General features: G+C 73.5%; 27 protein-coding genes. 6 read left to right on the plus strand and 21 right to left on the minus strand.

The genetic code is table 11. The features are described 5' to 3' along the window. Positions 1-63: 63 nt before the first annotated feature. Positions 64-1,650, minus strand: coding sequence for a GTPase HflX (hflX, locus tag HGB54_RS08270; protein WP_228545753.1), 1,587 nt, complete (start codon positions 1,648-1,650; stop codon positions 64-66). A gap of 41 nt (positions 1,651-1,691) precedes the next feature. On the opposite strand from hflX, the gene HGB54_RS08275 reads away from it, so the two are divergent. Further along, positions 1,692-2,333, plus strand: coding sequence for a class I SAM-dependent methyltransferase (locus tag HGB54_RS08275; protein ID WP_168916014.1), 642 nt, complete (start codon positions 1,692-1,694; stop codon positions 2,331-2,333). Between the two features lie 54 nt (positions 2,334-2,387). Here HGB54_RS08275 and dapF read toward each other — a convergent pair whose 3' ends face one another. From dapF to thyX, 15 genes are all read right to left on the minus strand, one after another. Further along, complete coding sequence (dapF, locus tag HGB54_RS08280; protein ID WP_168916015.1) at positions 2,388-3,266, minus strand: diaminopimelate epimerase; 879 nt, start codon at positions 3,264-3,266, stop codon at positions 2,388-2,390. Positions 3,267-3,275: 9 nt separating this feature from the next. Next, the gene (miaA, locus tag HGB54_RS08285; protein WP_168916016.1) at positions 3,276-4,211 is read right to left on the minus strand and encodes a tRNA (adenosine(37)-N6)-dimethylallyltransferase MiaA; all 936 of its coding nucleotides are present in this window, start codon (positions 4,209-4,211) and stop codon (positions 3,276-3,278) included. Then, positions 4,208-5,824: a tRNA (N6-isopentenyl adenosine(37)-C2)-methylthiotransferase MiaB gene (gene miaB, locus HGB54_RS08290; protein ID WP_168916017.1), complete on the minus strand. Its 1,617-nt coding sequence runs from the start codon at positions 5,822-5,824 to the stop codon at positions 4,208-4,210. The genes miaA and miaB overlap by 4 nt, the downstream gene beginning before the upstream one ends. 40 nt (positions 5,825-5,864) lie before the next feature. Beyond that, positions 5,865-6,764: a regulatory protein RecX gene (locus tag HGB54_RS08295; protein WP_168916018.1), complete on the minus strand. Its 900-nt coding sequence runs from the start codon at positions 6,762-6,764 to the stop codon at positions 5,865-5,867. 2 nt (positions 6,765-6,766) lie between these two features. Then, positions 6,767-7,837 (minus strand): recombinase RecA, encoded by a 1,071-nt coding sequence (gene recA, locus HGB54_RS08300; RefSeq protein WP_168916019.1) that lies wholly within the window; start codon positions 7,835-7,837, stop codon positions 6,767-6,769. 293 nt (positions 7,838-8,130) lie between these two features. Then, the gene (locus HGB54_RS08305; RefSeq protein WP_168916020.1) at positions 8,131-8,355 is read right to left on the minus strand and encodes a DUF3046 domain-containing protein; all 225 of its coding nucleotides are present in this window, start codon (positions 8,353-8,355) and stop codon (positions 8,131-8,133) included. Positions 8,356-8,469: 114 nt separating this feature from the next. Then, entirely contained in the window at positions 8,470-8,775 is a 306-nt protein-coding gene (locus HGB54_RS08310) for a helix-turn-helix domain-containing protein (protein ID WP_168916021.1), read from the minus strand. 106 nt (positions 8,776-8,881) lie between these two features. After that, positions 8,882-9,400, minus strand: coding sequence for a CinA family protein (locus tag HGB54_RS08315; protein ID WP_168916022.1), 519 nt, complete (start codon positions 9,398-9,400; stop codon positions 8,882-8,884). 7 nt (positions 9,401-9,407) lie between these two features. Next, the gene (pgsA, locus tag HGB54_RS08320) at positions 9,408-10,028 is read right to left on the minus strand and encodes a CDP-diacylglycerol--glycerol-3-phosphate 3-phosphatidyltransferase (RefSeq protein ID WP_168916023.1); all 621 of its coding nucleotides are present in this window, start codon (positions 10,026-10,028) and stop codon (positions 9,408-9,410) included. 80 nt (positions 10,029-10,108) lie between these two features. After that, on the minus strand, positions 10,109-12,883 hold the full coding sequence (locus tag HGB54_RS08325; protein ID WP_168916024.1) for an FtsK/SpoIIIE family DNA translocase: 2,775 nt from the start codon (positions 12,881-12,883) through the stop codon (positions 10,109-10,111). 81 nt (positions 12,884-12,964) lie between these two features. Further along, entirely contained in the window at positions 12,965-13,696 is a 732-nt protein-coding gene (locus HGB54_RS08330) for a hypothetical protein (RefSeq protein WP_168916025.1), read from the minus strand. Positions 13,697-13,783: 87 nt separating this feature from the next. Then, the gene (locus HGB54_RS08335; RefSeq protein ID WP_168916026.1) at positions 13,784-15,460 is read right to left on the minus strand and encodes a ribonuclease J; all 1,677 of its coding nucleotides are present in this window, start codon (positions 15,458-15,460) and stop codon (positions 13,784-13,786) included. A 76-nt stretch (positions 15,461-15,536) separates the two neighbouring features. Next, complete coding sequence (dapA, locus tag HGB54_RS08340) at positions 15,537-16,514, minus strand: 4-hydroxy-tetrahydrodipicolinate synthase (protein ID WP_168916027.1); 978 nt, start codon at positions 16,512-16,514, stop codon at positions 15,537-15,539. 132 nt (positions 16,515-16,646) lie between these two features. After that, positions 16,647-17,564 carry a DUF559 domain-containing protein gene (locus HGB54_RS08345; RefSeq protein ID WP_168916028.1) on the minus strand — a complete coding sequence of 306 codons (918 nt, stop codon included), beginning with the start codon at positions 17,562-17,564 and terminating at the stop codon, positions 16,647-16,649. A gap of 362 nt (positions 17,565-17,926) precedes the next feature. Beyond that, positions 17,927-18,661, minus strand: coding sequence for an FAD-dependent thymidylate synthase (gene thyX / locus HGB54_RS08350; protein ID WP_168916029.1), 735 nt, complete (start codon positions 18,659-18,661; stop codon positions 17,927-17,929). 108 nt (positions 18,662-18,769) lie between these two features. Between thyX and HGB54_RS12655 the strand changes: the two genes are divergently transcribed. From HGB54_RS12655 to HGB54_RS08365, 4 genes are all read left to right on the plus strand, one after another. Further along, the gene (locus tag HGB54_RS12655) at positions 18,770-19,198 is read left to right on the plus strand and encodes a thioredoxin family protein (protein WP_228545754.1); all 429 of its coding nucleotides are present in this window, start codon (positions 18,770-18,772) and stop codon (positions 19,196-19,198) included. Next, positions 19,195-19,695 (plus strand): DUF4395 domain-containing protein, encoded by a 501-nt coding sequence (locus HGB54_RS12660; protein WP_228545755.1) that lies wholly within the window; start codon positions 19,195-19,197, stop codon positions 19,693-19,695. Before HGB54_RS12655 ends, HGB54_RS12660 begins: the two co-directional genes overlap by 4 nt. 96 nt (positions 19,696-19,791) lie before the next feature. Then, the gene (locus HGB54_RS08360; protein WP_168916031.1) at positions 19,792-20,217 is read left to right on the plus strand and encodes an OsmC family peroxiredoxin; all 426 of its coding nucleotides are present in this window, start codon (positions 19,792-19,794) and stop codon (positions 20,215-20,217) included. After that, on the plus strand, positions 20,217-21,245 hold the full coding sequence (locus HGB54_RS08365) for a TIGR01777 family oxidoreductase (RefSeq protein WP_228545756.1): 1,029 nt from the start codon (positions 20,217-20,219) through the stop codon (positions 21,243-21,245). The genes HGB54_RS08360 and HGB54_RS08365 overlap by 1 nt, the downstream gene beginning before the upstream one ends. A 46-nt stretch (positions 21,246-21,291) precedes the next feature. Here the strand turns inward: HGB54_RS08365 and HGB54_RS08370 are convergent, their stop codons facing one another. Then, a complete protein-coding gene (locus HGB54_RS08370) occupies positions 21,292-21,747 on the minus strand; it encodes a hypothetical protein (RefSeq protein WP_168916032.1) in 456 nt (151 codons plus the stop codon). Beyond that, positions 21,747-22,532 (minus strand): 4-hydroxy-tetrahydrodipicolinate reductase, encoded by a 786-nt coding sequence (gene dapB / locus HGB54_RS08375; RefSeq protein ID WP_168916033.1) that lies wholly within the window; start codon positions 22,530-22,532, stop codon positions 21,747-21,749. The genes HGB54_RS08370 and dapB overlap by 1 nt, the downstream gene beginning before the upstream one ends. A 76-nt stretch (positions 22,533-22,608) precedes the next feature. On the opposite strand from dapB, the gene HGB54_RS08380 reads away from it, so the two are divergent. Then, positions 22,609-23,097: a GNAT family N-acetyltransferase gene (locus tag HGB54_RS08380; protein WP_168916034.1), complete on the plus strand. Its 489-nt coding sequence runs from the start codon at positions 22,609-22,611 to the stop codon at positions 23,095-23,097. Between the two features lie 54 nt (positions 23,098-23,151). Here HGB54_RS08380 and HGB54_RS08385 read toward each other — a convergent pair whose 3' ends face one another. From HGB54_RS08385 to HGB54_RS08395, 3 genes are read right to left on the minus strand one after another with little or no spacing between them, the layout of a single operon-like run. After that, a complete protein-coding gene (locus HGB54_RS08385) occupies positions 23,152-23,451 on the minus strand; it encodes a metal-sensitive transcriptional regulator (RefSeq protein WP_168916035.1) in 300 nt (99 codons plus the stop codon). Next, positions 23,448-23,783, minus strand: a complete 336-nt coding sequence (locus tag HGB54_RS08390; protein WP_168916036.1) for a rhodanese-like domain-containing protein — start codon at positions 23,781-23,783, stop codon at positions 23,448-23,450. The genes HGB54_RS08385 and HGB54_RS08390 overlap by 4 nt, the downstream gene beginning before the upstream one ends. Before the next feature lie 3 nt (positions 23,784-23,786). Next, positions 23,787-25,448: an FAD-dependent oxidoreductase gene (locus tag HGB54_RS08395; RefSeq protein ID WP_228545757.1), complete on the minus strand. Its 1,662-nt coding sequence runs from the start codon at positions 25,446-25,448 to the stop codon at positions 23,787-23,789. Between the last annotated feature and the right edge of the window lie 76 nt (positions 25,449-25,524).

Below are 25,524 nucleotides of genomic sequence, written 5' to 3' on the forward strand. Positions count from 1 at the left end.
CGATGCGGGGCGCACGGGGGCCGTTTGCGCGGCCGCCGGTCGCCCGGCGTCAGGCGGGCGCGCTCAGGCGCCGACGACGGCGAACTCGGCGTACTGCGCCGCGAACTGCGGGTTCGCGAACGCCCGCACCCGGGTGCCCGCCTCCTCGTACTCGGTCGAGATGATGCGCCCGCGCTCGTGCAGCAGCGCCACGAGGTCGCCCCGGTCGAACGGGATGAGCACGTCGAGCTCGACGTCGGGGTTCGGCAGCAGCTCGGCGATGCGCTGGCGCAGCTCGTCGACGCCCTCGCCCGTGCGCGCCGAGACGAAGACTGCGGTCGGCTCGAGGCCGCGCAGCAGCAGACGCGCGTCGTCGTCGATGAGGTCGGCCTTGTTGAAGGCGATGATCTCGGGGATGTCGCGCGCGCCGACCTCGCCGATGACGTCGCGCACGGTCGCGATCTGACCCGCCGGGTCGGGGTGGGCGCCGTCGACGACGTGCACGATGACGTCGGACTCGCCGACCTCCTCCAGCGTCGAGCGGAAGGCCTCGACGAGCTGGTGCGGCAGGTTGCGCACGAAGCCGACGGTGTCGGCGAGCGTGTACGGGCGGCCGTCCGGCGTGGAGGACTTGCGCACCGTCGCGTCGAGCGTCGCGAACAGCGCGTTCTCGACGAGCACGCCCGCGCGCGTGATGCGGTTCAGCAGGCTCGACTTGCCGGCGTTGGTGTAGCCGGCGATCGCGACGCTCGGCACCGCGAAGCGGTCGCGGTTGGCGCGCTTGGCCTGCCGGGCGGGCGCGAAGCCCTTGATCTGGCGGCGCAGCTTCGCCATGCGGGTGTGGATGCGGCGGCGGTCGAGCTCCATCTTGGTCTCACCCGGACCGCGGCTGCCCATACCGGCGCCGGCGCCGCCGACCTGGCCGCCGGCCTGGCGCGACATCGACTCGCCCCAGCCGCGCAGGCGCGGCAGGAGGTACTCGAGCTGCGCGAGCTCGACCTGGGCCTTGCCCTCGCGGCTCGTCGCGTGCTGGCTGAAGATGTCGAGGATGACCGCGGTGCGGTCGATGACCTTGACCTTGACGACGTCCTCGAGGGCGCGCCGCTGGCTGGGCGCGAGCTCGGTGTCGGCGATGACGGTGTCGGCGCCGAGCTCGGCGACGATGAGCGCGAGCTCCTGCGCCTTGCCCTTGCCGAGGTAGGTGGAGGGATCGGGGTGCGGTCGGCGCTGGAGGAGTCCGTCGAGCACGACGGCGCCGGCGGTCTCGGCGAGGGCCGCGAGCTCGCGCAGCGAGTTCTCGGCATCGGTGACGCCGCCCTGCGGGTGCACGCCGATGAGCACGACGTTCTCGAGCCGCAGCTGCCGGTACTCGACTTCCGTGACGTCCTCGAGCTCGGTCGAGAGACCGCGGACGCGGCGCAGCGCAGCCCGATCCTCGCGGTCGAACTGGTCGCTGTCGCGGTCGTCGAGGTAGGCGTTGTCGGTCTGCAGCGCGCTCGCGCGGGAGTCGTCGAGACCGTGCCGGCGGGCGCGCACATCGGCGGTGGCGAGCACTCGCGCGACCGCGGCGGCCCCGGCGTCCTCGCCGCTCGTGCCACCCTGCCCCGCACCGCCCCGCGTCGGGTCGTGCTGCGCGGCGTCGGCGTCGTGCTCTGAGCTTCGGTCGGTCATCCCGTTCACCATACTCTCTCGGTATTCGCTAGATTCTGCCTATGCCCCAGGAGCACTACTTCAGCGCGTCCCCGGGGGGCGAGCTGGTGCTCAAGCCGCTCACCGTGACCCTCGCCGGTCAGCAGCGCGAGGTCGTCACCGCGGGCGGGGTCTTCAGTCCGGGCGGCGTCGACATCGGCACGCAGGTGCTGCTCTCGCACGTGCCGCCGCCGGCCCCGGGAGGCGATCTTCTCGACCTCGGCTGCGGATGGGGCCCGATCGCGCTGAGCCTCGCCCTCGAATCACCCCGCGCGACCGTGTGGGCGGTCGACGTCAACGAGCGCTCCCTCGAGCTCACGCGCCGCAACGCCGAGGCCCTCGGCCTCACCAACGTCAACGCCGTGCGGCCGGAGGATGTTCCCGACGGCGTGCGCTTCACGACGATCTGGTCGAACCCGCCGATCCGCGTCGGCAAGGACGAGCTGCACGGCATGCTCGACCGCTGGCTGCCGCGGCTCGACGAGGGCAGCGACGCCTGGCTCGTCGTCTCGCGCAACCTCGGCTCGGACTCGCTGCAGCGCTGGCTCGAGGGGCGCTACTCCCCCGGGCTGCAGGTGGGGCGTGCGGCGACGCACAAGGGCTTCCGCGTGCTGCGGGTGCGCAATCGTCGCGGGACGACCGGGCCGGTCGACGTCATCCGCTGAGCCGCGGTCGGCGTGCGGTCCGCGGCGGGCATCCCTCGAAGCGGGCGGATGCTCTCAGACCTGCAGCTCGCCCTCGAAGACGAGCACGGCGGGGCCGCTGAGCACCGCGTGCTCGCCGTCCTCCTCCGCGACGACGCGCACGCCGAGCACGCCCCCGGGCACCTCGACGCGCCACTCCTCGGGCGCTCCCGCGCCCGCCCAGTGGCGCACGGCCATGGCGGCGGCGACCGCGCCGGTTCCGCAGGAGAGCGTCTCGCCGCTGCCGCGCTCGTGCACGCGCATCCGGATGCGCCCGACGCCGTCGACGACGAGCGGATCGCCGGGCACGACGAACTCGACGTTCGCGCCCTCGGGCGCCGCGGGCTCGAGCAGGGGGGCGGCCCCGAGGTCGATCGCGTCGAGCTCCTCGTCGCTCGCGACGGCGACGACGACGTGCGGATTGCCGACCGAGATGCCGAGCCCGGGGCGGGCGACGGGGAGCTCGCGGGCACGGACGAGCGGCTCGCCGCCCTGCAGGCGCCAGAGGCCCATGTCGACGGCGTAGCCCTCGGGCGTGCGCAGCACGTCGCGGACGCCCGCGCGCGTGCCGATGGGCAGGCTCGCGCCGACGGGCAGCTCGACGAGCCCGGCGGCGATGAGGTACTCGGTGAAGACGCGCACCCCGTTGCCGCACATCTCGCTCACGCTGCCGTCGCTGTTGACGTAGTCCATGAACCACTCGGCGCGCGGATCCTCCGCGAGCGCGGCAGCGCCGTCGGGGAGGCTGTCGGAGCGGACGGCGCGGATGACCCCGTCGCCGCCGACGCCGACGTGCCGGTCGGCGATGGCCGCGAGCTGCTCACGCGCGAGGCCGTGCTCGCCCTCCGGATCGGCGTAGAGCACGAAGTCGTTGCCGGTGCCGTGGCCCTTGGTGAAGCGGATGCTCGTCGCCATGGCTCGATCCTACGGGCGGGGGATGCGCGGAGGGTCGGTCGCGAGGAGGGCGTCGACCCGCTCACCGAGATGCTCGTCGAGGGCGTCGACCCACTCGGTCGCCGCATCCCGGCCGAACCAGCCGACCTGCCGGCGCGCGTAGCGGCGGGTGAGCGCCGCTGTCTCGGCGATCGCCTGCGCCTCGGTCATCTCGCCCGCGAGCTGCGCGAGGGCCTGGGCGTAGCCGATGGCGCGGCGGGCCGTGATCCCGCGCTCGAGGCCGTGCTCGCGCAGGGCCTCGACCTCGGCGACCATGCCCGCCTCCCACATGCCCTCGACGCGCGCGTCCAGCCGCGGCACGAGCTGCTCGCGCGGCACGCGAAGTGCGATCTGGCGGTAGGGCCGCCAGGGGGTGTCGCGGGCCGCGAGGCCGGCGCTGAAGGGCTCTCCGGTGAGGTCGATGACCTCGAGGGCGCGCACGACGCGGCGGCCGTTCCGGGCGTCGATGGCTTCGGCGGCGCGCGGGTCGCGCTGCGCCAGCTCCCGGTGCAGGGCGTCGGCGCCGAGCCGGTCGAGCTCGGCCTCCCAGTGCGAGCGCAGGCGGGCATCCGTGCCGGGGAATCGGAAGTCGGTGAGGAGCGCGGCGACGTACAGGCCGGAGCCGCCGACGACGATCGGCACCGCCCCGCGCTGCTGGATGCCCTCGATGATCGCGCGCGCCTCGCGCTGGTAGCGCGCGGCCGAGGCCTCCTCGACGACGTCGAGCACGTCGATGAGGTGGTGCGGAACGCCGCGCCGCTCGCACTCGGGCAGCTTGGCGGTGCCGATGTCCATGCCGCGGTAGAGCTGCATCGCGTCGGCGTTGACGATCTCGGCGGCGATGCCACGGGCAGCCCAGCGCTCGGCGAGGTCGAGTCCCAGCGCGCTCTTGCCGGTGCCGGTCGCTCCGACGAGCGCAACGATCACGAGGGAACGCGCTGGCCGTCGGCGGGGTCGTAGATTGGCGAGGTGGCGACCCGCAGCGTCGGGAGGCCGAGCGAGACGCGCGGTGCATCGCCTGTGGCGGCCGGCGTGGGCGCGCCGCAACTCTCGGCCTGCGCGCGGTCCCACGCATCGCCCGCGCGGGTGCGACGGATGCGGGGCGCCTCGCCGGCGTCGGCCAGGAGGTGGAAGGGCGCGGCGCTCGTGATCGTCGCGGTCACGACGTCGCCCGGGCGGGGACGCGCGCCGAGGCTCTCGGGGACGGCGACGTGCACGAGGCGGCTGTCCTCCGCCCGGCCCGTGAGGCGGTGGTTCTCGGCGTCCTTGCGGCCGTCGCCCGCCCCGACGAGCACCTCGACCTCGCGGCCGATCTGCGCCTGGTTCTCCTCCAGACTGATGCGGTCCTGCAGGGCCACGAGGCGCTCGTAGCGCTCCTGCACGACGGCCTTCGGCACCTGGTCGGGCATCGTCGCCGCGGGCGTGCCGGCGCGGATCGAGTACTGGAAGGTGAAGGCGCTCGCGAACCGGGCCTGTTCGACGACCCGCAGGGTCTCGGCGAAGTCCTCCTCCGTCTCGCCGGGGAAGCCCACGATGATGTCCGTGCTGATCGCGGCGTTCGGGATGCGCGCCCGCACGCGGTCGAGGATGCCGAGGAAGCGGTCGGAGCGGTAGGAGCGCCGCATCGCCTTGAGCACCCGGTCGGACCCGGACTGCAGCGGCATGTGCAGCTGCGGCATGACGGCAGGCGTCTCGGCCATCGCGTCGATGACGTCGTCGGTGAAGGCGGCGGGGTGCGGGCTCGTGAAGCGGATGCGCTCGAGACCCTCGATGCGGCCGGCGGCGCGCAGCAGCTTGCCGAAGGCGAGACGGTCGCCGAACTCGACGCCGTAGGAGTTGACGTTCTGGCCGAGGAGCGTGACCTCGATCGCGCCGTCGTCGACGAGGGCCTGCACCTCGGCGAGGATCTCGCCGGGCCGACGATCCTTCTCCTTGCCGCGGAGGCTCGGCACGATGCAGAAGGTGCAGGTGTTGTTGCAGCCCACCGAGATGCTGACCCAGCCGCTGTAGCTCGACTCGCGACGGGTCGGCAGCGTCGAGGGGAACACCTCGAGCGACTCGAGGATCTCGAGCTGCGCCACGCCGTTGTGGCGGGCGCGCTCGAGGAGCGCCGGCAGCGAGCCCATGTTGTGGGTGCCGAAGACGACGTCGACCCAGGGCGCCTTCTCGAGGATCGTCGTGGTGTCCTTCTGCGCGAGGCAGCCGCCGACGGCGATCTGCAGGTCGCCGTCGCGCTTGCGCTTGACGCTCGCGAGGTGTCCGAGGTTGCCGTAGAGCTTGTTGTCGGCGTTCTCGCGCACGGCGCAGGTGTTGATGACGACGACGTCGGCGATCTCCCCGCCCGCCGCCTTGACGTAGCCGGCCGCGTCGAGGGATCCGCTGAGGCGCTCGGAGTCGTGCACGTTCATCTGGCAGCCGTAGGTGCGCACCTCGTAGGTGCGCTGCCGGCCCTCCGCGGTGCGCGCCGCCGGGGACGGCGCGATCGCCGTCCCCCCGGAGGCGGACGAGCGGACGGAGGGCGCGGGCAACATGGTGCTCATGATGCCTGCCAGTGTACGGCGGGCCGTGCGGGGCGGAGGGCTACTCGAACTCGACGGCGCGAGGGCCGCTCGCAGGCCCGTCGTCACGGCGCGAGGACGCCGCCGAGGGCCGCCGACCGAAGCCGTTGCCGCCGCCGCCCGAGCGGCCGAAACCGCCGGACCCGCGCTGGCCGAAGCCGCCGCCCGCCCCGCGCTGACCGAATCCCGTGCGCGGTGCGGATTCGAGCCCCGCCGCGTCGAGAGCGCGCCGCACGGAGTCGCGCGCCGCGCCCCCGCCGTGACCCTTGCGGGCGAGGAAGGCGAGCAGGCGGCGCTCGGCGGTCTCGCGGTCGAGGGAGCCCATGCGTCGCAGGCGGTCGTCGACGAGACCGTCGAGCAGGGCGCCCTCGTCGTCGACCTCGCGCTCGGCGAGCGCGATCTCGATCGTCGCCGCGGTGAGGCGGCGGCGCTGCAGCTCGGCGCGCAGGGCGCTCGGCCCGAGCTTCTTGCGCTCGGTGAGCCGCTCGACGAGCGTGCGCGCGAGCGCCTCGTCGTCGATGAGCCCGGACCCCTCGAGGCGGGCGATCTCGGCCTCGGCGACGATCGGATCGATCTCGCGCCGCTGCAGGAGGTCGAGCACCTCGGCCCGGGACATGCCGCGCCGGGCGAGACCGTGCATGCTGACGTTCTCGGCGCGCCGCTCGTCGGCCTCGCGCACCCCGGGGAGGAAGGCGACCGCGCCGGAGTCGGACGGGGAGTCGGCGATCGCGGGGACGACGACGTCGGCTGCGGTGACCTCCGCGTCGGACTCAGCGCGCGCGCTCAGCGAGCCGCCCGCCGCGGAGGCGCCGCCCCGGCCGCGCCGGGCGGTGAGGGGGATCACCGGAGCGATCCCCTCCCGCTCGCCCGACGCGGCACCGGAGGCGGTGCCGTCGACGTCATCGCCGCGGCCGTCGACCACGATCAGGCGCCCGAGGCCTTGCGCTGGGCGATCTTCGGCTGGATCGACTCGACCGGGGCCGGAGCGGCGGCAGGGGCCGCGCCGATGCCGAGCTTGGCGAGGATCTTGTTCTCGATCTCCTGCGCGGTCGCCGGGTTCTCGAGCAGGTACCGACGGGCGTTCTCCTTGCCCTGACCGAGCTGGTCGCCGTCGTAGGTGTACCAGGCGCCCGACTTGCGCACGATCTCCTGCTCGACGCCGAAGTCGATGAGGCTGCCCTCACGAGAGATGCCGACGCCGTAGATGATGTCGAACTCGGCCTGCTTGAACGGCGGCGCCATCTTGTTCTTGACGACCTTCACGCGGGTGCGGTTACCGACAGCCTCCGTGCCCTCTTTCAGGGTCTCGATGCGACGGATGTCGAGGCGCACCGACGCGTAGAACTTCAGCGCCTTGCCGCCGGCGGTCGTCTCGGGGCTGCCGAAGAACACACCGATCTTCTCGCGCAGCTGGTTGATGAAGATCATCGAGGTGCCGGTCTGGTTGAGGCCACCGGTCAGCTTGCGCAGCGCCTGCGACATGAGGCGGGCCTGCAGGCCGACGTGCGAGTCGCCCATCTCGCCCTCGATCTCGGCGCGGGGCACGAGCGCCGCGACCGAGTCGATCACGACGAGGTCGATGGAGCCCGAGCGCACGAGCATGTCGGCGATCTCGAGCGCCTGCTCGCCGGTGTCGGGCTGCGAGACGAGGAGCTGGTCGATGTCGACGCCGAGCTTCTGCGCGTAGTCGGGGTCGAGCGCGTGCTCGGCGTCGATGAAGGCCGCGATGCCGCCGGCCTTCTGCACGTTCGCGATGGCGTGCAGCGTGAGCGTGGTCTTACCGGAGGACTCGGGGCCGTAGATCTCGATGATGCGGCCCTTGGGGAGCCCGCCGATGCCGAGGGCGACGTCGAGCGCGATCGAGCCGGTCGGGATCACCTCGACGGGGGCGCGCTCGTCGGAGCCGAGGCGCATGACGCTGCCCTTGCCGAACTGACGGTCGATCTGAGCGAGGGCGGTCTCGAGGGCCTTCTCGCGGTCTGCAGGTGAGGGCATTGCGGTCTCCTTGGAATCGTGACGGGCTGCCTATCGGCTGTCGCTCCGCACCCCGCCGATGGAGCCGGGCGGTGCACCTTGCGACAAGGCGGTGACGACGTTCGCCGACGAGGAGGACGGTACGCAGGACCTCCGACACGCGGGGGTCGCACGCGGGTTCCGTGCACTAATCGTGTTCGAGTGCCGCTGGGGAGGAGTCTATGCCCGCATCGGAACAATGTTCGAAGGATCGCGCGGCGGCGTGTCGCGGGATGCGCAGCCCCTGCCGCCCGCAGCGGCCCGCGCCGCGCGGCTCAGCGCTTCGGCTGGGGGCGCCCGGCGCCGTGCCAGCGCTCGCGCGGGACATCCATCGCCGCGCAGAGCGCGAACCACACGTCGCGGGGCGCGGTGCCCGAGGCGAGCGCCTGGTCGGCCGTGCGCTGGCCGAGGGGGTCGAGCACGAGATCCCGCACCAGGGTGCGGCCGTAGGCCTCGCCGAATTCGTCGGCGACGGCGCGGGAGAACTCGCTGCGGGTCACGCGGCCACGCTAGCAAGCCCGAGCCGGGCATCCCCTCACCGCGGCGGAGCGGCCGGGAACGGAGCGGCCCCCGCCTGCCGGAGCAGACGGGGGCCGGACGGTCGGGGCGACGCGCTAGCGGACCGCGAGGTCGTCGAACTCGGCGACGAGGTCGTCGGGCAGCGTGTCGGGGACGGTGGTGATGCCCTCGATCACGGCGAGACGATCGCCGACCTCGCGCATGATGGTCGAGATGGGGGTGTCGAGGGCCTCGGCCACCGAGGCGAGGATCTCGCTCGACGCCTCCTTCTGGCCGCGCTCGACCTCGCTGAGGTAGCCGAGGGCGACGCTGGCGCGGCTGGCGACCTGTCGCAGGGTGCGGCCCTTCTGCAGCCGCACATCGCGAAGGACGTCACCGATCTCCTGTCGGACGAGAATCATGGGTGCCTCCTTCTGGGTGGTGCGACGACTACTGGATTGAACTGTAACCGTCGGCGGCTGTGGGAGCCGTGTCAGTCAGCTGTCTGTAACACGACCGTCACCACGGCTATTCCCGTGAGCCGTCGAGCCGCTCGACCAGCAGCGCGAGCGCCGCCTCGACCGACTGCGCGCGGATCGCCGCGCGGTCGCCGTGCAGCCGCAGCTCGCGCACCGCCTCGCCCTCCGCATCGGCGACGGCGACGAAGACCAGGCCCACCGGCGCCGCGCCCTGCGGCTCGGGCCCTGCGACGCCCGTGGTCGCCAGACCCAGATCCGCGGGGGCTCCGTCGACGGCGGCGGCCGCGCGCACCCCGCGCGCCATGGCGGCCGCGACCTCGGGATGCACCGGCCCGTGCTCGGCGAGCAGGCCGGCGTCGACCCCGAGCAGCGAGTGCTTGAGCGCGGTGTCGTAGGCGACGACGCCGCCGCGGAGGACGGCGGAGGCTCCGGGCACGGCGACGAGGGCGGCGAGCAGCGCTCCCCCCGTGAGCGACTCGGCGACGGCGAGGGTGCGGTGCGCGCGGGTCAGGCGGGCGATGAGGTCGGCAGCGGCATCCCGATCGGACGGCGACGAGGGGATGCTCATCGCGTGCTCAGCGGACGACGCGGTTCTGGCGCCACGCCTGCCACAGGTAGTCGAGCCCTGTGACGACCGTCAGCACGACCGCGGCCGTCATGAGCCCGCCATTGAGCCAGTGCACCCACTCTCCCCACCACTGCGCGAGCGGCACGAGCGCGAAGCCGATAGCGACCGACTGGACGACCGTCTTGAGCTTGCCGCCGCGGGAGGCGGGGATGACGCGATCGCGCAGCATCGCGAAGCGGAACAGCGTGATGCCGAACTCGCGCACGAGGATGACGGCGACGACCCACCACGGCAGCTCGGCGAGCACCGCGAGCATGACGAGCGCGCTGCCCGTGAGCACCTTGTCGGCGATCGGATCGAGCAGGATTCCGAGGTCGGTCACGAGGTTGCGGCTGCGCGCGAGGTGGCCGTCGAGGCTGTCGGTCGCGATCGCGAGGACGAAGAGCACCGCCGCGGCGATGCGGAACGGGCCGTCGGCGCCGGCGTCGAGCACGAGCAGGAGGATGAAGACCGGGGCGAGCAGGATGCGCACCACGGTGATGATGTTGGCGAGGTTGCCCGTGCTCGCGGGCGACTCGCCCGCGCGGATGACGCGGCCCCGCATCGGGAACGAGCGCTGATCGGCCATGCTGCCCTCCCCCGGGTCGTGTCGTGCGGTGCGTGGTCGAACGCGGTCGGGCCGCCCTGCTCGGACGGCCGGAGCGGACGTCAGTCGCGCCCCGTGAGCCCCCAGGCGTCCTCGTCGGACGACTCGGCCTCGACCTCAGGATAGCCCCGGGTCATGTCGTCGACCGGGTCGTCCGAGTAGCGGTCGCCCGCCCCTGCCGGCGCCGCGGCCCCCGCGGTGGTGGCGCCCCCGCCCACGGGCGCGCCGCCGGAGGATGCCGCGTCGGAGCCGCGCAGGCGCGCGAGCACTTCGGGCAGCTGGTCGGGCAGCGCGAGCACGTCGCGCGCCTTCGAGCCCTCCGAGGGGCCGACGATCTCGCGCGACTCGAGCAGATCCATGAGTCGCCCTGCCTTGGCGAACCCGACCCGCAGCTTGCGCTGCAGCATCGAGGTCGAGCCGAACTGCGTGCTGACGATGAGCTCGGCGGCGGCGAGCAGCAGCTCGAGGTCGTCGCCGATGTCGGCGTCGATCTGCTTCTTCTCGGCCTCGACCGCGACGTCCTGCCGGTACTCGGGCCGGGCCTGCTTCTTGACGTGCTCGACGACCGCGGCGATCTCGGGCTCGGTGACCCAGGCGCCCTGGGCGCGCACGGCCTTGCTCGCGCCCATCGGCAGGAACAGCCCGTCGCCCTGGCCGATGAGCTTCTCGGCGCCCGGCTGGTCGAGGATGACGCGGCTGTCAGTCATGCTCGACACGGCGAAAGCGAGACGGCTCGGCACGTTCGCCTTGATGAGGCCCGTGACGACGTCGACGCTCGGGCGCTGCGTGGCGAGGACGAGGTGGATGCCCGAGGCGCGCGCCAGCTGCGTGATGCGCACGATCGAATCCTCGACGTCGCGGGGCGCGACCATCATGAGGTCGGCGAGCTCGTCGACGACGACGAGCAGGTACGGGTACGGCTGCAGCTGCCGCTTGCTGCCCTCGGGCAGCTCGATCTCCTCCGCCAGCACGGCGCGGTTGAAGTCATCGATGTGGCGGAATCCGAACGACGCGAGGTCGTCGTACCGCATGTCCATCTCCTTCACGACCCACTGCAGCGCCTCGGCCGCCTTCTTCGGGCTCGTGATGATCGGGGTGATGAGGTGCGGCACGCCCTGGTACGCGGCGAGCTCGACCCGCTTGGGGTCGATGAGCACCATGCGCACCTCGGCGGGCTTGGCCCGCATGAGCAGGCTCGTGATCATGGAGTTGATGAAGCTCGACTTGCCCGAGCCGGTGGAGCCCGCGACGAGCAGGTGGGGCATCTTGGCGAGGTTGGCGACGACGAAGCCGCCCTCGACGTCCTTGCCGACGCCGATCGTCATGGGATGCAGCGCCTTCGCGGCCGCGCTCGAGCGCAGCACGTCGCCGAGGGAGACGACCTCGCGGTCGACGTTGGGGATCTCGACGCCGATCGCGCTCTTGCCGGGGATGGGCGAGAGGATGCTGACCTCGTTGCTCGCGACGGCGTACGAGATGTTCTTGGTGAGCGCGGTGAACCGCTCGACCTTCACGCCGGGCCCGAGCTCGACCTCGTAGCGCGTGACGCTCGGACCGCGGCTGAAGCCCGTCACCCGCGCATCCACCTGGAACTGCGTCAGCACCTCGGTGATCGCGGCGACGACGGCGTCGTTCGCGGCGCTGCGCGACTTCGGCGGCGTGCCCGGCGCGAGCACGGCCTGGTTCGGCAGGCGGTACGGCGGGGCGGTGCGCGCGATCGGCGGCGGCGCGTCGAACTCGCCCGCCTCGCCCTTCTCGCGCGCAGTCGTGGGGAATCCGGGCAGCACGGCGGGCTCCGCGTCGTCGCGCACGGCGCCGGGGTGCGAGGGCGCCTCGCCGGTGAAGCGCTCGACGGCCTGCTCGGCCTGATCGAGCACGGCCGCGAGGTCGCCGGTGACCCGGTCGCGGGCATCCCGATCGATGACGCCCGTCTCGGCCTCGCGCTCGACGGGGGTGTCGAAGGCGGGCACCTCGGCGCGGGGCTTGCCCTTGCGCCACCACGGCATCGAGGACTCGTCCTGCAGGTCGAGCCCGAGGTCGCTGAAGGTGCCGAGCTCGATGGGGGCGTCGTCGCCCTTCTCGTCGGCGGTGCGCGGCTCGCGCGGGGCGAGCTCGGCGCCGAACAGGTAGGCGTACAGCTCGCGCAGGCGGGCGCCGATGCGGTTCGGCGGCGTCTTCGTCATGATCAGCACCGACAGGAACGCGATGACGGCGAGCGCGGGCACGGCGACCCAGACGGTCGCGAGCAGCAGCACGCCGCCGAGCAGCCAGCCGAGCACGCCGCCGGCCTGCGCGAGGCCCAGCGCCCCGTCGACGGTGGGCTGGGGCGCGCCCAGAGCGATGTGGCACAGGCCGCTGACGCTCGCGATGAGCAGGCCCAGCCCGATGCCGATGCGGGTGTTGTCGTGCACGCTCGCCGGATGGCGGAACAGCCATGCGGCGAACACGATCATGATGACCGGCAGCGCGTAGGCGACGCGGCCGACGAGCCCGCCGAAGGTGTACGCGTCGAGCGCGACGGCGACCGGGTCGGAGGCGGCGAACCACTCCACGACCGCACCGATGAGCGCGAGCACGACGATGAGGAAGGGGACGCCGTCGCGGCGCTCCTCCTTCGCGAGGGTCTCCTTGCCGAGCACGCGGAAGGCGCCGCCGGTCGCGTGGGCGAGCCCCAGCCAGGCCTTCGTCAGGATGCCGGGGCCGGGCTCGGGGGCGACGGGCAGCTTCTTCGTCGCCGCCGTGCGGGTGCTCGCGGGCTTCTTGGCCGCGGCGCCGGAGCGCCCGGCGCTCGCGGAGGTGCCGCGCGGGCGCGCCGGGGTGCGACTGGTCGAGGCCATGGGGCCACGGTACCCGCGAGGGGCGACGCCGGCCGGGATCGACACTCGCGGGCGGGCGAGCGGCGCCCTGGAGCGCGCGGGTCAGACCGGGCATCCCCCGACACCGCCGTCGGTCGCGGCGACCGCGAACGGCGCGGCCCCCGTCGGCAGCGCCGTCATGGCGAAGACGCGGTCGAGCTCGGCGGGGCTCCAGTAGCCGGAGGGGTTCGCCGGGTCCTCCCACGCGACCTCGAAGACGAGGATGCCGTGGGGACCGTCGAGCACGTACAGCCGCGTCAGCACGGCGTCGAGGGGCGCGGAGAGCGTCGGGTACAGAGACTGCAGGTGCGCGAGCGGCGTGCCCGCGATGACGCCCTCCGCGGTCGGGATCGGCGAGGGCGCGAGGACCTGGAGGGCGCCGATCGTGCCGTCGGGCTCGACCCCCGTGCCGAAGGCGAGCCCGCCGTACGAGAAGCGGTAGGGCTCGGCCACGACCCAGCGCTCGGCGTCGGGCGACCCGGCCGGGATGCCCGCCGATCCCCCGGCGCAGTAGTCGGGCTCCCGCACGATGATCGCGGCATCCGCCGCCGGCGGGACGGCATCGCCGACCCGCAGCGGGCCCAGAGAGCCCGGACCGATGACGAGATCGACCAGCGCGGGCAGCGCGGGAGGCTCCGGGCTCGGCGAGGCGCTGGGGGTCGCGCTCGGCGAGGACGAGTCGCTCGGTGATGCGGTCGGGCTCGGGGTCGCCGCCGGCTGCTCGGGCGAGCATCCCGCGAGCATGAGCAGCGGCACGAACGAGACGGCGACCAGCACCCGAGCGGGAGTCCTCATGCGGGGAGCGTAGACCCCGCCCCCACCCCCGCGCACGAGCGATCCGCGGCGGGAGCGCCGCCGCGTGGGCAGCGCTCCTGCCCGCGCCTACGCGGTGATGACCACCGGCACGATCATCGGGCGGCGGCGGTGCTTCGTGTTGACCCAGCGTCCGACCGTGCGGCGTACGACCTGGCTGAAGCCGTGCGCGTCGCGCGTGCCGTTCTCCGCCGCCTCGCGCAGGGCCTTCACGACCTGCGGGACGACCTCGTCGAAGATGCTCTCGTCGGGGGCGAACCCGCGGGCGTGGATCTCGGGGCCGACGACGGGGCGGCCGGTCTGAGCATCCACCGCCACGAAGATGGAGATGAATCCCTCCTCGGCGAGCACACGGCGGTCCTTGAGGTCGGCGTCGGTGATCGTGCCCACCGAGGAGCCGTCGACGTAGACCTCGCCAAGGTCGAGCTGGCCGACGATGCGCGCGACGCCGTCCTGCAGGTCGACGACCGTGCCGTTGCCGGCGATGATCGTGTTGCGCTCGGGCACGCCCGTCTCGATCGCGAGCTGCTGGTTCGCGTAGAGGTGGCGGGCCTCGCCGTGCACGGGCATGACGTTCTTCGGGCGCACGATGTTGTAGCAGTAGACGAGCTCGCCGGCCGAGGCGTGGCCCGAGACGTGCACCTTCGCGTTGCCCTTGTGCACGACGTTCGCACCGAGGGCGATGAGGCCGTTGATGACGCGGTAGACGGCGTTCTCGTTGCCCGGGATGAGGCTCGAGGCGAGGATGACGGTGTCGCCCTCGCCGACCTCGACCTGGTGGTCCATGTTCGCCATTCGGGCGAGGACGGCCATCGGCTCGCCCTGCGACCCCGTCGACATGTAGACGATGCGGTCGTCCGGCAGATCCTTCGCCTTGCGGTGGTCGATGAGGATGCCCTCCGGCACCGTCAGGTACCCGAGCTCGGCGGCGATCGTCATGTTGCGCACCATCGAGCGGCCCATGAAGGCGACCTTGCGGCCGTTCGCCGCGGCCGCGTCGATGACCTGCTGCACGCGGTGCACGTGGCTCGAGAAGCTCGCGACGATGACGCGGCGGGGCGCCTTGGCGATGACGCTCTCGAGCACGGGGCCGATGTCGCGCTCGCGGGCGGTGAAGCCCGGCACGTCGGCGTTCGTCGAGTCGGTCATGAAGAGGTCGACGCCGCGCTCGCCCAGCCGGGCGAAGGCGCGCAGGTCGGTGATGCGGCGGTCGAGCGGCAGCTGATCCATCTTGAAGTCGCCCGTGTGCAGCACCGTGCCGGCGACCGTGTGGATCGCGACGGCGAGCGCATCGGGGATGGAGTGGTTGACCGCGACGAACTCGAGGTCGAAGGGCCCGAGCTTCTCGGTCTGCCCCTCCTTCACCGCGAGCGTGTACGGCTGGATGCGGTGCTCCTTGAGCTTCGCCTCGATGAGCGCGAGCGTCAGGGTCGACCCGATGAGGGGGATGTCGCTGCGCAGGCGCAGCAGGTACGGCACGGCGCCGATGTGGTCCTCGTGCCCGTGCGTCAGCACGACGGCGACGATGTCGTCGAGGCGGTCCTTGATCGGCGTGAAGTCGGGCAGGATCAGGTCGACGCCGGGCTGGTGCTCCTCGGGGAAGAGCACGCCGCAGTCGACGATGAGCAGCTTGCCGTCGAGCTCGAAGACGGCCATGTTGCGGCCGATCTCGCCGAGCCCGCCGAGCGGGATGACGCGGAGCGCTCCGGGCGCGAGGGCAGGGGCGTCTTCGATGGCATGGGGCATACGGGGGTTCCTCGTGTTCTTCGTCGGTCGGCCGCCGTGCGGCCGGGATGGTCGGGGCTCGTGCCCCGGTAATCGTCTAGCGGGTGGTGCCGGCCACCTTCGGCAGGGCACCGCCGGCCGCCGCATTGCGGTCGGGCCGGAAGCGGGAGAGGTCGACGCCGTCGATGTCGCGCACGAGCGCCATCTCGTCCTCGATGATCGCCGCCTCGGCGTCCTCGGGGCCGACGAGCGGCAGGCGCACGCGCGGGGAGTCGATCCGGCCGAGGCCGTGCAGCACGTACTTGGCGGCGACGGTGCCCGGCACGTGCGTCATGATGGCGCGCACGAGGGGCTCCAGGGCGCGGTGGGCGGCCGTCGCGGTGGCGAGGTCGTTGGCGTTCACCGCGTCCACCATCGTCCGGTACGGCGCGGGGGCGATGTTCGCCGTCACGCCGATGAGGCCCGTGCCGCCGATCGCGAGCGTCGGCAGCGCGTTCGCGTCGTCGCCGGCGAAGTACAGCAGATCGGTCTGGTTCATGACCCGGCTGACCTCGCTGAGATCGCCCTTGGCGTCCTTCACGGCGAGGATGTTCGGGTGCTTCGCGGCGCGCAGGATCGTCTCGTAGCGGATCTCGATGCCCGCCCGGCCGGGGATGTCGTACAGGATCACCGGCAGGTCGGTCGCGTCGGCCACCATGCGGAAGTGCGTCAGCACCCCGGCCTGCGTCGGCTTGTTGTAGTACGGCGTGACGACCATGACGCCGTCGGCGCCGGCCTTCTCGCTCGCCTTGTACAGCTCGATCGCGTGCGCCGTCTCGTTCGAGCCGCCGCCCGTGATGATGGATGCCCGGCCCGCGCTCACGGACTTGCCGACCTCGACGAGCCGCAGCTTCTCCGCGTCGGTGAGCGTGCTCGTCTCGCCCGTCGTGCCGGTGACGACGATGCCGTCGGCGCCGTTCGAGATGAGGTGGTCGATGTGCTTCTCGACGCCCGGCCAGTCGACCTCACCGTCGGCCGTCATCGGGGTCACGAGCGCGACCAGCACCTGGCCGAAGGGGTTCAGAGTCGCGGACACGTGCTTCAGGCTACCGCGCGCGGGGGCGCGGCGGGTGGGCGGGGTGCGGGGCGGGGGTCGTGCGGGGGTGCGCGAGGACGCCCGGTCGGCGCGCCTCGCATGGGCGGCGTTCGAGTGTCCGGCTCGCGCGGTTCACTGACCGACTCGCCGCCGTAGAGGTGCGGCACGCCGTGCATCCCTCGATTGACCGCGCCAGCCGGACAGGTGATCGCCCCGCTGGACGATGGCAGCGACCTCCGCGACCACCTGGTCTGGATGGCGGAGCACCCTCCGGTAGTCCACCCGCAGCACGATGAAGCCGAGCGACATGAGCAGCGCATCCCGCAGGAGATCCGCCCGACGGCTCGCGGGGTCGGAATGATGCGCGTCGCTGTCGCACTCGATGACGAGGCGATCGCCGACCAGGAGATCGGCGCGGGCGAGGTCGCCAATGGGCAGGCGGACCTGCGGGGTGGCGCGTATACCCGCGTCGAGGAGCAGGACCCGCATGATGCTCTCCGTCCCGGACTCCGCGCGGCCGTCGGCGAGCGCCGCCGCGGCCCGGGCGCGGGGACGCCAGTGCTGCGCGAGGAAGCGGAGGTCGATCGGGGTGAGCGGACTGCGGCGGAGAGCCGAGTCCAGGACGGCGACAGCGTGCGGACGAGGGAGATCGGCAGCAGCCCGTGCGAGGGCTGCGTCGAGCGGTGCGACGCAGAAACGCGGGCGGGCGATGGCGGGCATCCAGTGGACGATGACCGGCATGTCGTGCACTGCGTCGCGGATCCTCATCGACTCCCCTACTTCGATGTGGAGCGCCGCCGCGGCACGAGGCGGGACCCAGAGCCCGTGATGCTCGAGCGCGGAGATGCCGGCGACGCGTCCACCGACGCGAGCCGCGTGCAGAACATCAGCGGAGAGATCGGGCAGCGCGTACACGCCGGTGCGCACCCGGAGGACGAGATCCCGCTGGGCGGCTCGGACGAGGGCGCGATGCTCGCTCGCACTCAGGGCCAGGTCACCGACCAGGGCGATTCCTCCTGCGGGCCGCAGCAGCCCCTCGATGTCGATCATGCCGAGAAGCGTCGGGCAGTGGGGCGTCCCGAAGGCCCGGCGTGGCGTCGTCGGTGGACGCGCCGTCCGGGGCACGCGCGGGGAGGACCCGCGCGGGACCAACTCGGTGCGACGAGCGCATGCGGCCCGGTCGCCGGTTGTCCGGCGTGCGCGGTGAACGTCTGCTGCGGCGCGCGCCCGCGGCCCTCCGGCGGCGTGTCGCGGCATCGACCGCGCCAGCCGGACACGGCGCCCACTCCTGCGGCACGCTCAAGTCGCTCGGGCACGACGGACGGAGAGGGCGCGGCGCGGGCGGGGCAGCGCCGTGCGGGTGCCGCGAGCCGAGCGGAGGAGGGCGTCCGCGCCGAGCGCTCGGGGAGGGCCTAGGGCGCCACGCGACCGTTCGCGTCGAAGGTCTCGGCGGTGAGGGGCATCAGCTCGGCGAAGTGCTGCTCCATCTTCTCGGCGACCATCTCGATCTCGCGCTGCGGGAAGGAAGGGAAGGTCGTGCCCTCGCGCTTCGTGCGCAGGCTGAGGAAGTTCATGAGCGAGCGGGCGTTCATCGTGACGTACATCGAGCTGTAAATAGTCACGGGGAGGACCGCGCGGGCCACCTCGCGCGCGATGCCCGCGTCGAGCATCCGCTGGTAGGAGGCGTAGGCCGTCTCGCAGACGCCGCGCACCTCCGCGTCGACGAGGGCGGTCTGCTCGGGGGTGCCGGGCAGGAACTCGTAGGCGCCGGGCTTGCCCACCTGCACGAGGTTGCGCTCGGGGCCGGGCACGTAGAACACGGGGTTGAGCTCGCGGTAGCGGCCCGACTCCTCGTTGTAGGAGGCGATGCGATGCCGCATGAACTCGCGGAAGACGAAGATCGGCGCCTGCACGTAGAAGGTCATCGAGTTGTGCTCGAAGGGCGAGCCGTGGCGGTCGCGCATGAGGTAGTTGATGAGCCCGCGGTCGCGCGCCGTGGCGTCGTCACCCGCCGCGGCGGCGTCGAGGGTCTTCTCGCCCTGCGTCGACACCCGGGCCGCGAACAGCACGTCGGAGTCGTGGGCGCTGGCCCGGACGAGCTCGACGGTCACGTCGGAGCGGAACTGGATCTGCTGCGGTTCGGCCACGCTCGAAACCCTACCCGTGCCGCCTGCTCATGCGAGCACCGGGCCGCCGCCCGTCACGCGAGGACGCATTCGGGGAATATCCGGGCGCCCCCGCGTATTTTCCCCAGCATGGACCCGACCTCCGTTCTGCTCGTGCTCGTCGCGATCGTCGCCGCCGCGATGGCCGCCGGCCTCGTCATCCGCGCACGTCGCGGTCGCGTGACGGCCGTCTCCGACGGGCGGCGGGATGCCCGGCTCGTCGTGCCCGGGAGCGACCTCACCCTCGTGCAGCTCTCGAGCCCCGTGTGCTCCGCGTGCGGCGTGATGCGGCGGGTGACCGAGGAGATCGCCGCCGGCGACGCGGCGCTCGGCCGCCGCGAGCTCGACGTCACCGAGCACCCCGACCTCGCGCGGGATCACGCGGTGATGAGCACCCCGACCATCCTGCTCGTCGACGCCGCGGGCGCGGTTCGCTCGCGCATCATCGGCGCCGCCAAGCCCGCCGACGTGCGCACGGCGATCGCCGAGGCGCGCGCGGCCGTGGAGGTCGCCGCGTGAGCGCGGCGACCGGCGGCGCTCCGGCGGGGACGGCGCCCGCCGCGCAGGGCATCGATCCGCGCGGCCCGCGCTTCGGCGCAGCGATCACGGCGGTGCTGCTGCTCGTCGTGCTCGCGCTCGGCCTGAGCGGGGCATCCCTCGCCGCCGGCGGCCTGCTCGCCGTGCTCGTCGCGATCTTCGCCTGGGGCGCCTTCGCGGGCATCCGCCGGCACCCGTGGGGCGCGCTCTACAAGGCTGTGGTGGCCCCGCGCCTGGCGCCGCCGACCGACCGTGAGGACCCGGCCGCGCCGACGTTCGCGCAGCTCGTGGGCTTCATCATCACGGGCATCGGCCTCGTGCTGCACCTGCTGGGCGTGCCCGGCGCGCTCGTCGTCGCTGCGGGCATGGCCTTCGTCGCCGCGTTCCTCAACGCGGTCTTCGACTACTGCCTCGGCTGCCAGCTGTACGTGCTGCTCGTCCGCGCCGGGCTCATCCGACCGCGCCGCGCCGTCGCCTGAGCACTCCCCCGGCAGGTCGCCCGCGCGCCTACCGCCCGTCCAGGGGCCCGGCCTAGGCTGGGGCTCCCCCGTCGGGCGACTGCAAGGAGACGCATCATGGCTGTGACCAGCGAATCGACCACCCTCTGGTTCGGATCCCTCATGGAGGGCAAGGGCACCACGAGCCTCGACTCCTCCGACGCGGCGGAGTTCCCCGTCACCTGGGCCGCCCGCGCCGAGGGCGAGGCCGGGCGCACCAACCCCGAGGAGCTGCTCGGGGCCGCCCACTCCTCCTGCTTCTCGATGCAGCTCGCGCACAACCTCAGCGAGGCCGGGCACACGCCCGAGAGCCTGCAGGTCACGGCCGCCGTCACCTTCGTGCCCGGCGAGGGCGTCACCGGCAGCCACCTGCTCGTCAGCGCGAAGGTGCCCGGCATCAGCGCCGAGGAGTTCCAGACCTTCGCCGAGGAGGCGAAGGCCACCTGCCCCATCTCGAAGGCGCTCGGCGGCACGTCGATCACCCTCGAAGCCTCGCTCGCCTAGTGGCCGAGCCGCGCGAGCCCCGCACGCCCCGCACCCCGAAGAAGCCCGCCGCGGCGCCTCGCGCCCCCGCGACGAAGCGGGCGAAGCCCGCGGTCGCCCCCGCGCCGGTGCCCGCTGAGCCGGCGTCGCAGCGCGTGCTCATCGCCGGCGCCTCCGGGATGATCGGCACCGAGCTGCAGCGCCAGCTGCGGGAGGCCGGGCACACGGTGCTGACGCTCGTGCGGCGCGCCCCGCGCTCCGAGACCGAGTTCGCCTGGTCGCCCGAGTCGCGCGTGCTCGATGCCCGCGTGCTGGACGACGTCGACGCGGTCATCAACCTCTCGGGGGCATCCATCAGCCGCATCCCGTGGACGGCGGGCTGGAAGAAGCAGATCCTCGACTCGCGCATCTCGTCGACGCGCGCGCTCGCGGAGGCGATGGGGATGGCGGCCTCGCCGCCCGCAACCTTCATCAGCGGCTCCGCGGTCGGCTTCTACGGCGACCGCCCGGCCGAGCGGCTGACCGAGTCGGCGCCGCGAGGCGAGGGGTTCCTCGCCGACGTGGTGGAGGCGTGGGAGCAGGCGGCGGGGCTCGCGCCCGAGGGCGTGCGCACCGTGCTCGCCCGCACCGGGCTCGTGATCGGCGAGGGCGGTGCGATGGCCCCGCTGCGCCTGCTCACGCGCTTCGGGCTCGCCGCCCGCGTGGGCACCGGAGGCCAGCACTGGCCCTGGATCAGCCTGCACGACGAGGCGGCGGCGCTCGTGCACCTGCTCGCCTCCTCGCTGCGCGGGCCGGTGAACCTCGCGGGGCCCACCCCGGCCACGGCCGACCGGGTCACCCGGTCGCTCGCGCGGGCGATGCACCGGCCGCACGCCTTCGTGCTGCCCGAGCCGCTCATCCGCCTCGGCATGGGCGAGGCCGGCGAGCAGCTGCTGCTGCCGAGCCAGAAGGTGCTGCCGACGGCGCTCGAGCAGGACGGATTCCGGTTCCGGCATGAGACGGTCGAGCAGGCCATCGCCGCACTCGTCGAGGGGCGCGCGGCCGCGTAGCGAGGGGCGACGCCGGGCCGGCGGCACGCGCATCCCGCACCGGCGGCTACAGGGCGGAGGACGCCTTCGCGAACGCGATCGACTGCCGCATCGCCCAGCGCGCCCGTCGGCGGTCGCGCGCGGCGTCGTAGGCGAGCGCGAGCCGGAACCAGTGCGCCCACGACTCGGGGTTCTCGGCCACCTCGGCCGCGTACCGGTCGAAGACGGCGTCGGCGGCCTCGCGCTCGAGGCGCCCGCTGGTCTTCGCGGGCAGCGCATCCTGCGGGATGCCCCCCTCGGCCTCGAGCCGGCCCGCGAGCTTCTCGACCCGGTAGCCGAACAGCAGCTCCGCCCCGAGCGCCCAGCCGCCGATGAGCGGCAGCACGATGAGCGCCCAGCCCATCGCCTGCACGATGGGCTGCGGATCCTGCAGCAGTCGGACGGCGTAGACGGCGCTGAAGACGAGGTACAGGGCGAGCAGCAGCGCCATGCCGAGTGCGGCGAGGCGGGGGCGGCCGCGCATCAGGCGGCGCCGTCGGCGGTCGCCGCGGGTGCGGCGGGCGCGCCGGCTCCCGGCAGTTCGAGCCCGATGAGCGAGTCGAGGCCGACGATGAGGCCGGTCGCCTCGGCGGCGGCGCGCAGACCGAGCAGGATGCCCTGCTCGTAGGCGGCGGAGGACAGCGTCTCGTGCCGCAGGGTGAGCACCTCGCCCGTGCCGCCGAAGTGGACGTCCTGCTGGGCGACGACGCCCTGCAGCCGCAGCGAGTGGATCGGGACGCTCGAGACCTGCTGGCCCCGCGCCCGCTGATCGATGTGCGGGGCGACGACCGGCCCGAGCTCGGCGCGGGCGTGCCCGATGAGCTCGGCGGTGCGCACGGCCGTGCCGCTCGGCGAGTCGACCTTCGCCGCGTGGTGGGCCTCGACGATCTCGATCGACTCGAAGAAGCGCGCGGCGATCGTGGCGAGGTGGGTGGCGACGACGGAGCCGACGGAGAAGTTCGGCACGACGACGACGGCCGCGCCCTCATGAGCGGCGAGCAGGGTGCGCACCCCGCGCAGGCGCTGCTCGCTCCAGCCGCTCGTGCCGACGAGCACCTTGAGGCCCGAGCGCACGGCGTGGTCGACGACGGTCGGGGAGACGCCGGGCGTCGTGACGTCGAGGACGACGTCGGCCCCCAGCATCTCGTCGAGGTCGCTGCGCGAGTCGAGGCGCGCGACGAGCTCGAGTTCGGACTGCTGCTCGATGATGCGGCAGGCGACGCCGCCGAGGCGGCCGCTCGCGCCGACGACGGCGACCCTGATGACCATGGGCTCAGCCTACCGGCGGCATCCCGGGCGCTCGGCGGCCGCCGGGCCCGGTCGATCGGGGTCGTAGGCTGGCGGGATGGTGACGTTCCGCCCCGCGCGCACGACCGACCCCGCCGCCGCCGCGCTGCTCGAGCAGTACTTCGACGCCCGCGCCGAGGGCTTCCCCGTCGAGCAGGGGCCGTATCGCCGCCCCGTGCCCGCCGAGCAGGACTTCGTGGAGCCGCACGGCGTGCTGCTCATCGTCGAGGGCGAGAACCTCGCCGGCGAGCCCGCCGATGTGGGATGCGGCGGCATCCGCTCGGTGCCCGACGGTCCGCTCGGCCCGCGCCGGGAGCTCAAGCACCTGTGGGTGCAGCCGCACACGCGGCGGCTGGGCTACGGCCGCGCCCTCGTCGACGAGCTGGAGCGCCGCGCCCGCGCCATGGGCGCGGCCGAGCTCGTGCTCGACACCCACACGACGCAGGCCGCGGCGGGCGCGCTGTACGCGCGGCTCGGCTTCGTGAGCATCCCGGCCTACAACGACAACCCGAACGCGAGCGTCTGGCTCGGCAAGCCGCTCGACTGAGCCGGCTGCCGCGGCAGCCCGGGCCTCCGCCGCCCGATCCTCCGCCGCCGGGCCTCAGGCCAGGCTGAGGAACATCTTCTCCAGGTCGGCCATGCGCACCGCGCGATCGGCCGAGCTCTCGGCCTCCTCGCCCGCGGCGACGTCGTCCTCGCGCAGGCAATCGCGCATCGCCGAGGCGATGATCGCGAAGCCCGCGCGGTCGATGGCGCTCGAGACGGCGGAGAGCTGCGTGATGACGTCGCGGCAGTCCCGCCCCTCCTCCACCATGGTCAGCACGGCGGCGAGCTGCCCCTGCGCGCGGCGCAGGCGGTTGGCGATGCGCTTGGCCTCGTCGGCCGGCACGGCGGCGCTCATGCGCCGGGCTCCGTCGCGACCGGCCCGCTCTCGTACTCGAGCCCGCGCTGCACCCAGGCCGAGGTGCCGCCCGCGACCGAGATGGCGTTGCGCCCGTGCGCGAGCAGGTAGTCGGCCGCCCGCTGCGAGCGCGCCCCCGAGTGGCAGATGACGTAGATCGTGCCGTCATCGGGGATGGAGTCGACCGAGTCGGGCACGGTGCCGAGCGGCACGAGCCGCGCCCCGGGCACGCGCGCGGCGGCGAACTCGTCCGCCTCCCGTACGTCGATGAGCGTGATGGGGCCGACCGACTGCTCGAGCACGAGCTGGTCCACGGTGATCTCGTCCGCCATGATCTAGTCCTCCTTGTTCGGAACCGCTTCGGCGGTCGCGGCGCGACCGGCCTGCCAGGTGAGCCATCCGCCGTCGAGGTTCGCCGCGGTGACACCGTACTGCTGCAGCAGGCGCGTCGCGGTGTGCCCGCGCTGACCGACCTTGCAGTGCACGATGAGGCGCTCGCCGCGCAGCTGCTCGGCGCGCGTGCGCAGCTCGTCGAGCGGCATGAGCTCGGCGCCCTCGATGGCGCCGGCCTCGTGCTCGGCCGCGGTGCGCACGTCGACGAGCCGCCAGCCCTCCGCCCGCCGAGCCTCGAGCTCGTGCCACTGCACGCTGAGCTCGCCGTCGAGCAGGTTGTCGTCGACGTAGCCGAGCAGGTTGATCGGGTCCTTCGCCGAGCCGTACTGCGGCGCGTAGGCGAGCTCGAGGTCGGCGAGCCCGCGGCCCGTGATGCCGCCGGCCATGGCCGTCGCGATGACGTCGATGCGCTTCTCGGCGCCGTTCTCGCCGACGGCCTGCGCACCGAGGATGGCGTCGGTCTCGGCGTCGAGGATGAGCTTGAGGGCGAGCATCGTCGCGCCCGGGTAGTAGCCGGCGTGGTCCATCGGGTGGGTGTGGATCACGCGGAGGGCCCGGCCCTCGGCGCGCAGCGCGCGCTCGGTGCGGCCGACGCTCGCAGCCGTGAGCCCGAGGAACCCGATGACGGCGGTGCCGAGGGCGGGGGCGGCGGGATGCGCGACGCCGGCGATCGCGTCGGCCGCGAGCCGCCCGTGCCGGTTCGCCAGGCCCGCGAGCGGCACGAGCGCGTCGTCCCCGTCGAGCAGCGGCTTCGCGACCGCGTCGCCCACGGCCCACACGGCCGGGTCGGAGGTGCGCTGGAACTCGTCCACCACGATGCCGCCCCGGGCGTCGACCGCCAGGCCCGCCGCGACGGCGAGCGAGCTCTCGGGCTCGACGCCGACGGCGAGCACCACGAGGTCGGCGGGCAGCCGCTGCCCGTCGGCGAGCACGACCTCGGTCTCGTCGATCGCGGCGAGCCGCTGCGAGAGCCGCACGTCGAGGCCGCGCTCCCGAGCCCGCTGCGCGAGCGGGTGGGCCATCTCGAGGTCGAGCGAGCCCAGCAGCTGCGGGCCCGACTGCACGATGGTGACGGCGAGGCCCGCGGCGTGCAGGTTCTCGGCGAGCTCGAGGCCGATGTAGCCGCCGCCCGCGATGACGGCGGTGCGGGCATCCCGAGCGGCGTCGATGATGGCGTCGGTGTCGGCGAGGTCGCGCAGCACGAGGCCCCGCTCGGCACCGGGGATGGCGGGGCGCTTCGGGGCGGCGCCGGGGCTCAGGACCAGGGCGTCGTAGGCGATGCGCTCCTCCTCCCCCGTGGCGAGGTCGCGGGCGGTCACGGTGCGCCCCGCCGTGTCGATGGCGATGGCCTCGGTGCGCACTCGCACGTCGAGCCCGAAGCGGGCGCCGAGGGCCGCCGGGGTCTGCAGCACGAGGGCGTCGCGCCGCTCGATGACGCCGCCGACGTGGTACGGCAGGCCGCAGTTGGCGAAGGAGACGTCGGCGCCGCGCTCGAGGACGAGGATGCGGGCGCGCTCGTCGAGGCGGCGCAGCCGCGTGGCGGCCGACATGCCGCCGGCGACGCCGCCGATGATGAGGTAGGTCTTCGCGGGAGTCGTGGTCACGTCGATATCCTATACCCCTAGGGGTATCGCTCGCATCCCGGATCGGGTCGCCATCGCGCCCGCGCCGCGCCCGCTC

The organism is Microcella flavibacter (assembly GCF_012530535.1).
In the GTDB taxonomy this organism is placed as follows: Bacteria; Actinomycetota; Actinomycetes; order Actinomycetales; family Microbacteriaceae; genus Microcella; species Microcella flavibacter.

Coding starts and splice junctions, on each gene's coding strand:
- hflX (WP_228545753.1), bottom strand. CDS start 1,650: ATGACCGACCGAAGCTCAGAGCACGACGCCGACGCCGCGCAGCACGAC.
- HGB54_RS08275 (WP_168916014.1), top strand. CDS start 1,692: ATGCCCCAGGAGCACTACTTCAGCGCGTCCCCGGGGGGCGAGCTGGTG.
- dapF (WP_168916015.1), bottom strand. CDS start 3,266: ATGGCGACGAGCATCCGCTTCACCAAGGGCCACGGCACCGGCAACGAC.
- miaB (WP_168916017.1), bottom strand. CDS start 5,824: ATGAGCACCATGTTGCCCGCGCCCTCCGTCCGCTCGTCCGCCTCCGGG.
- recA (WP_168916019.1), bottom strand. CDS start 7,837: ATGCCCTCACCTGCAGACCGCGAGAAGGCCCTCGAGACCGCCCTCGCT.
- HGB54_RS08310 (WP_168916021.1), bottom strand. CDS start 8,775: ATGATTCTCGTCCGACAGGAGATCGGTGACGTCCTTCGCGATGTGCGG.
- HGB54_RS08315 (WP_168916022.1), bottom strand. CDS start 9,400: ATGAGCATCCCCTCGTCGCCGTCCGATCGGGATGCCGCTGCCGACCTC.
- pgsA (WP_168916023.1), bottom strand. CDS start 10,028: ATGGCCGATCAGCGCTCGTTCCCGATGCGGGGCCGCGTCATCCGCGCG.
- HGB54_RS08325 (WP_168916024.1), bottom strand. CDS start 12,883: ATGGCCTCGACCAGTCGCACCCCGGCGCGCCCGCGCGGCACCTCCGCG.
- HGB54_RS08330 (WP_168916025.1), bottom strand. CDS start 13,696: ATGAGGACTCCCGCTCGGGTGCTGGTCGCCGTCTCGTTCGTGCCGCTG.
- HGB54_RS08335 (WP_168916026.1), bottom strand. CDS start 15,460: ATGCCCCATGCCATCGAAGACGCCCCTGCCCTCGCGCCCGGAGCGCTC.
- HGB54_RS08345 (WP_168916028.1), bottom strand. CDS start 17,564: ATGATCGACATCGAGGGGCTGCTGCGGCCCGCAGGAGGAATCGCCCTG.
- HGB54_RS12655 (WP_228545754.1), top strand. CDS start 18,770: ATGGACCCGACCTCCGTTCTGCTCGTGCTCGTCGCGATCGTCGCCGCC.
- HGB54_RS08360 (WP_168916031.1), top strand. CDS start 19,792: ATGGCTGTGACCAGCGAATCGACCACCCTCTGGTTCGGATCCCTCATG.
- HGB54_RS08370 (WP_168916032.1), bottom strand. CDS start 21,747: ATGCGCGGCCGCCCCCGCCTCGCCGCACTCGGCATGGCGCTGCTGCTC.
- dapB (WP_168916033.1), bottom strand. CDS start 22,532: ATGGTCATCAGGGTCGCCGTCGTCGGCGCGAGCGGCCGCCTCGGCGGC.
- HGB54_RS08380 (WP_168916034.1), top strand. CDS start 22,609: ATGGTGACGTTCCGCCCCGCGCGCACGACCGACCCCGCCGCCGCCGCG.
- HGB54_RS08385 (WP_168916035.1), bottom strand. CDS start 23,451: ATGAGCGCCGCCGTGCCGGCCGACGAGGCCAAGCGCATCGCCAACCGC.
- HGB54_RS08390 (WP_168916036.1), bottom strand. CDS start 23,783: ATGGCGGACGAGATCACCGTGGACCAGCTCGTGCTCGAGCAGTCGGTC.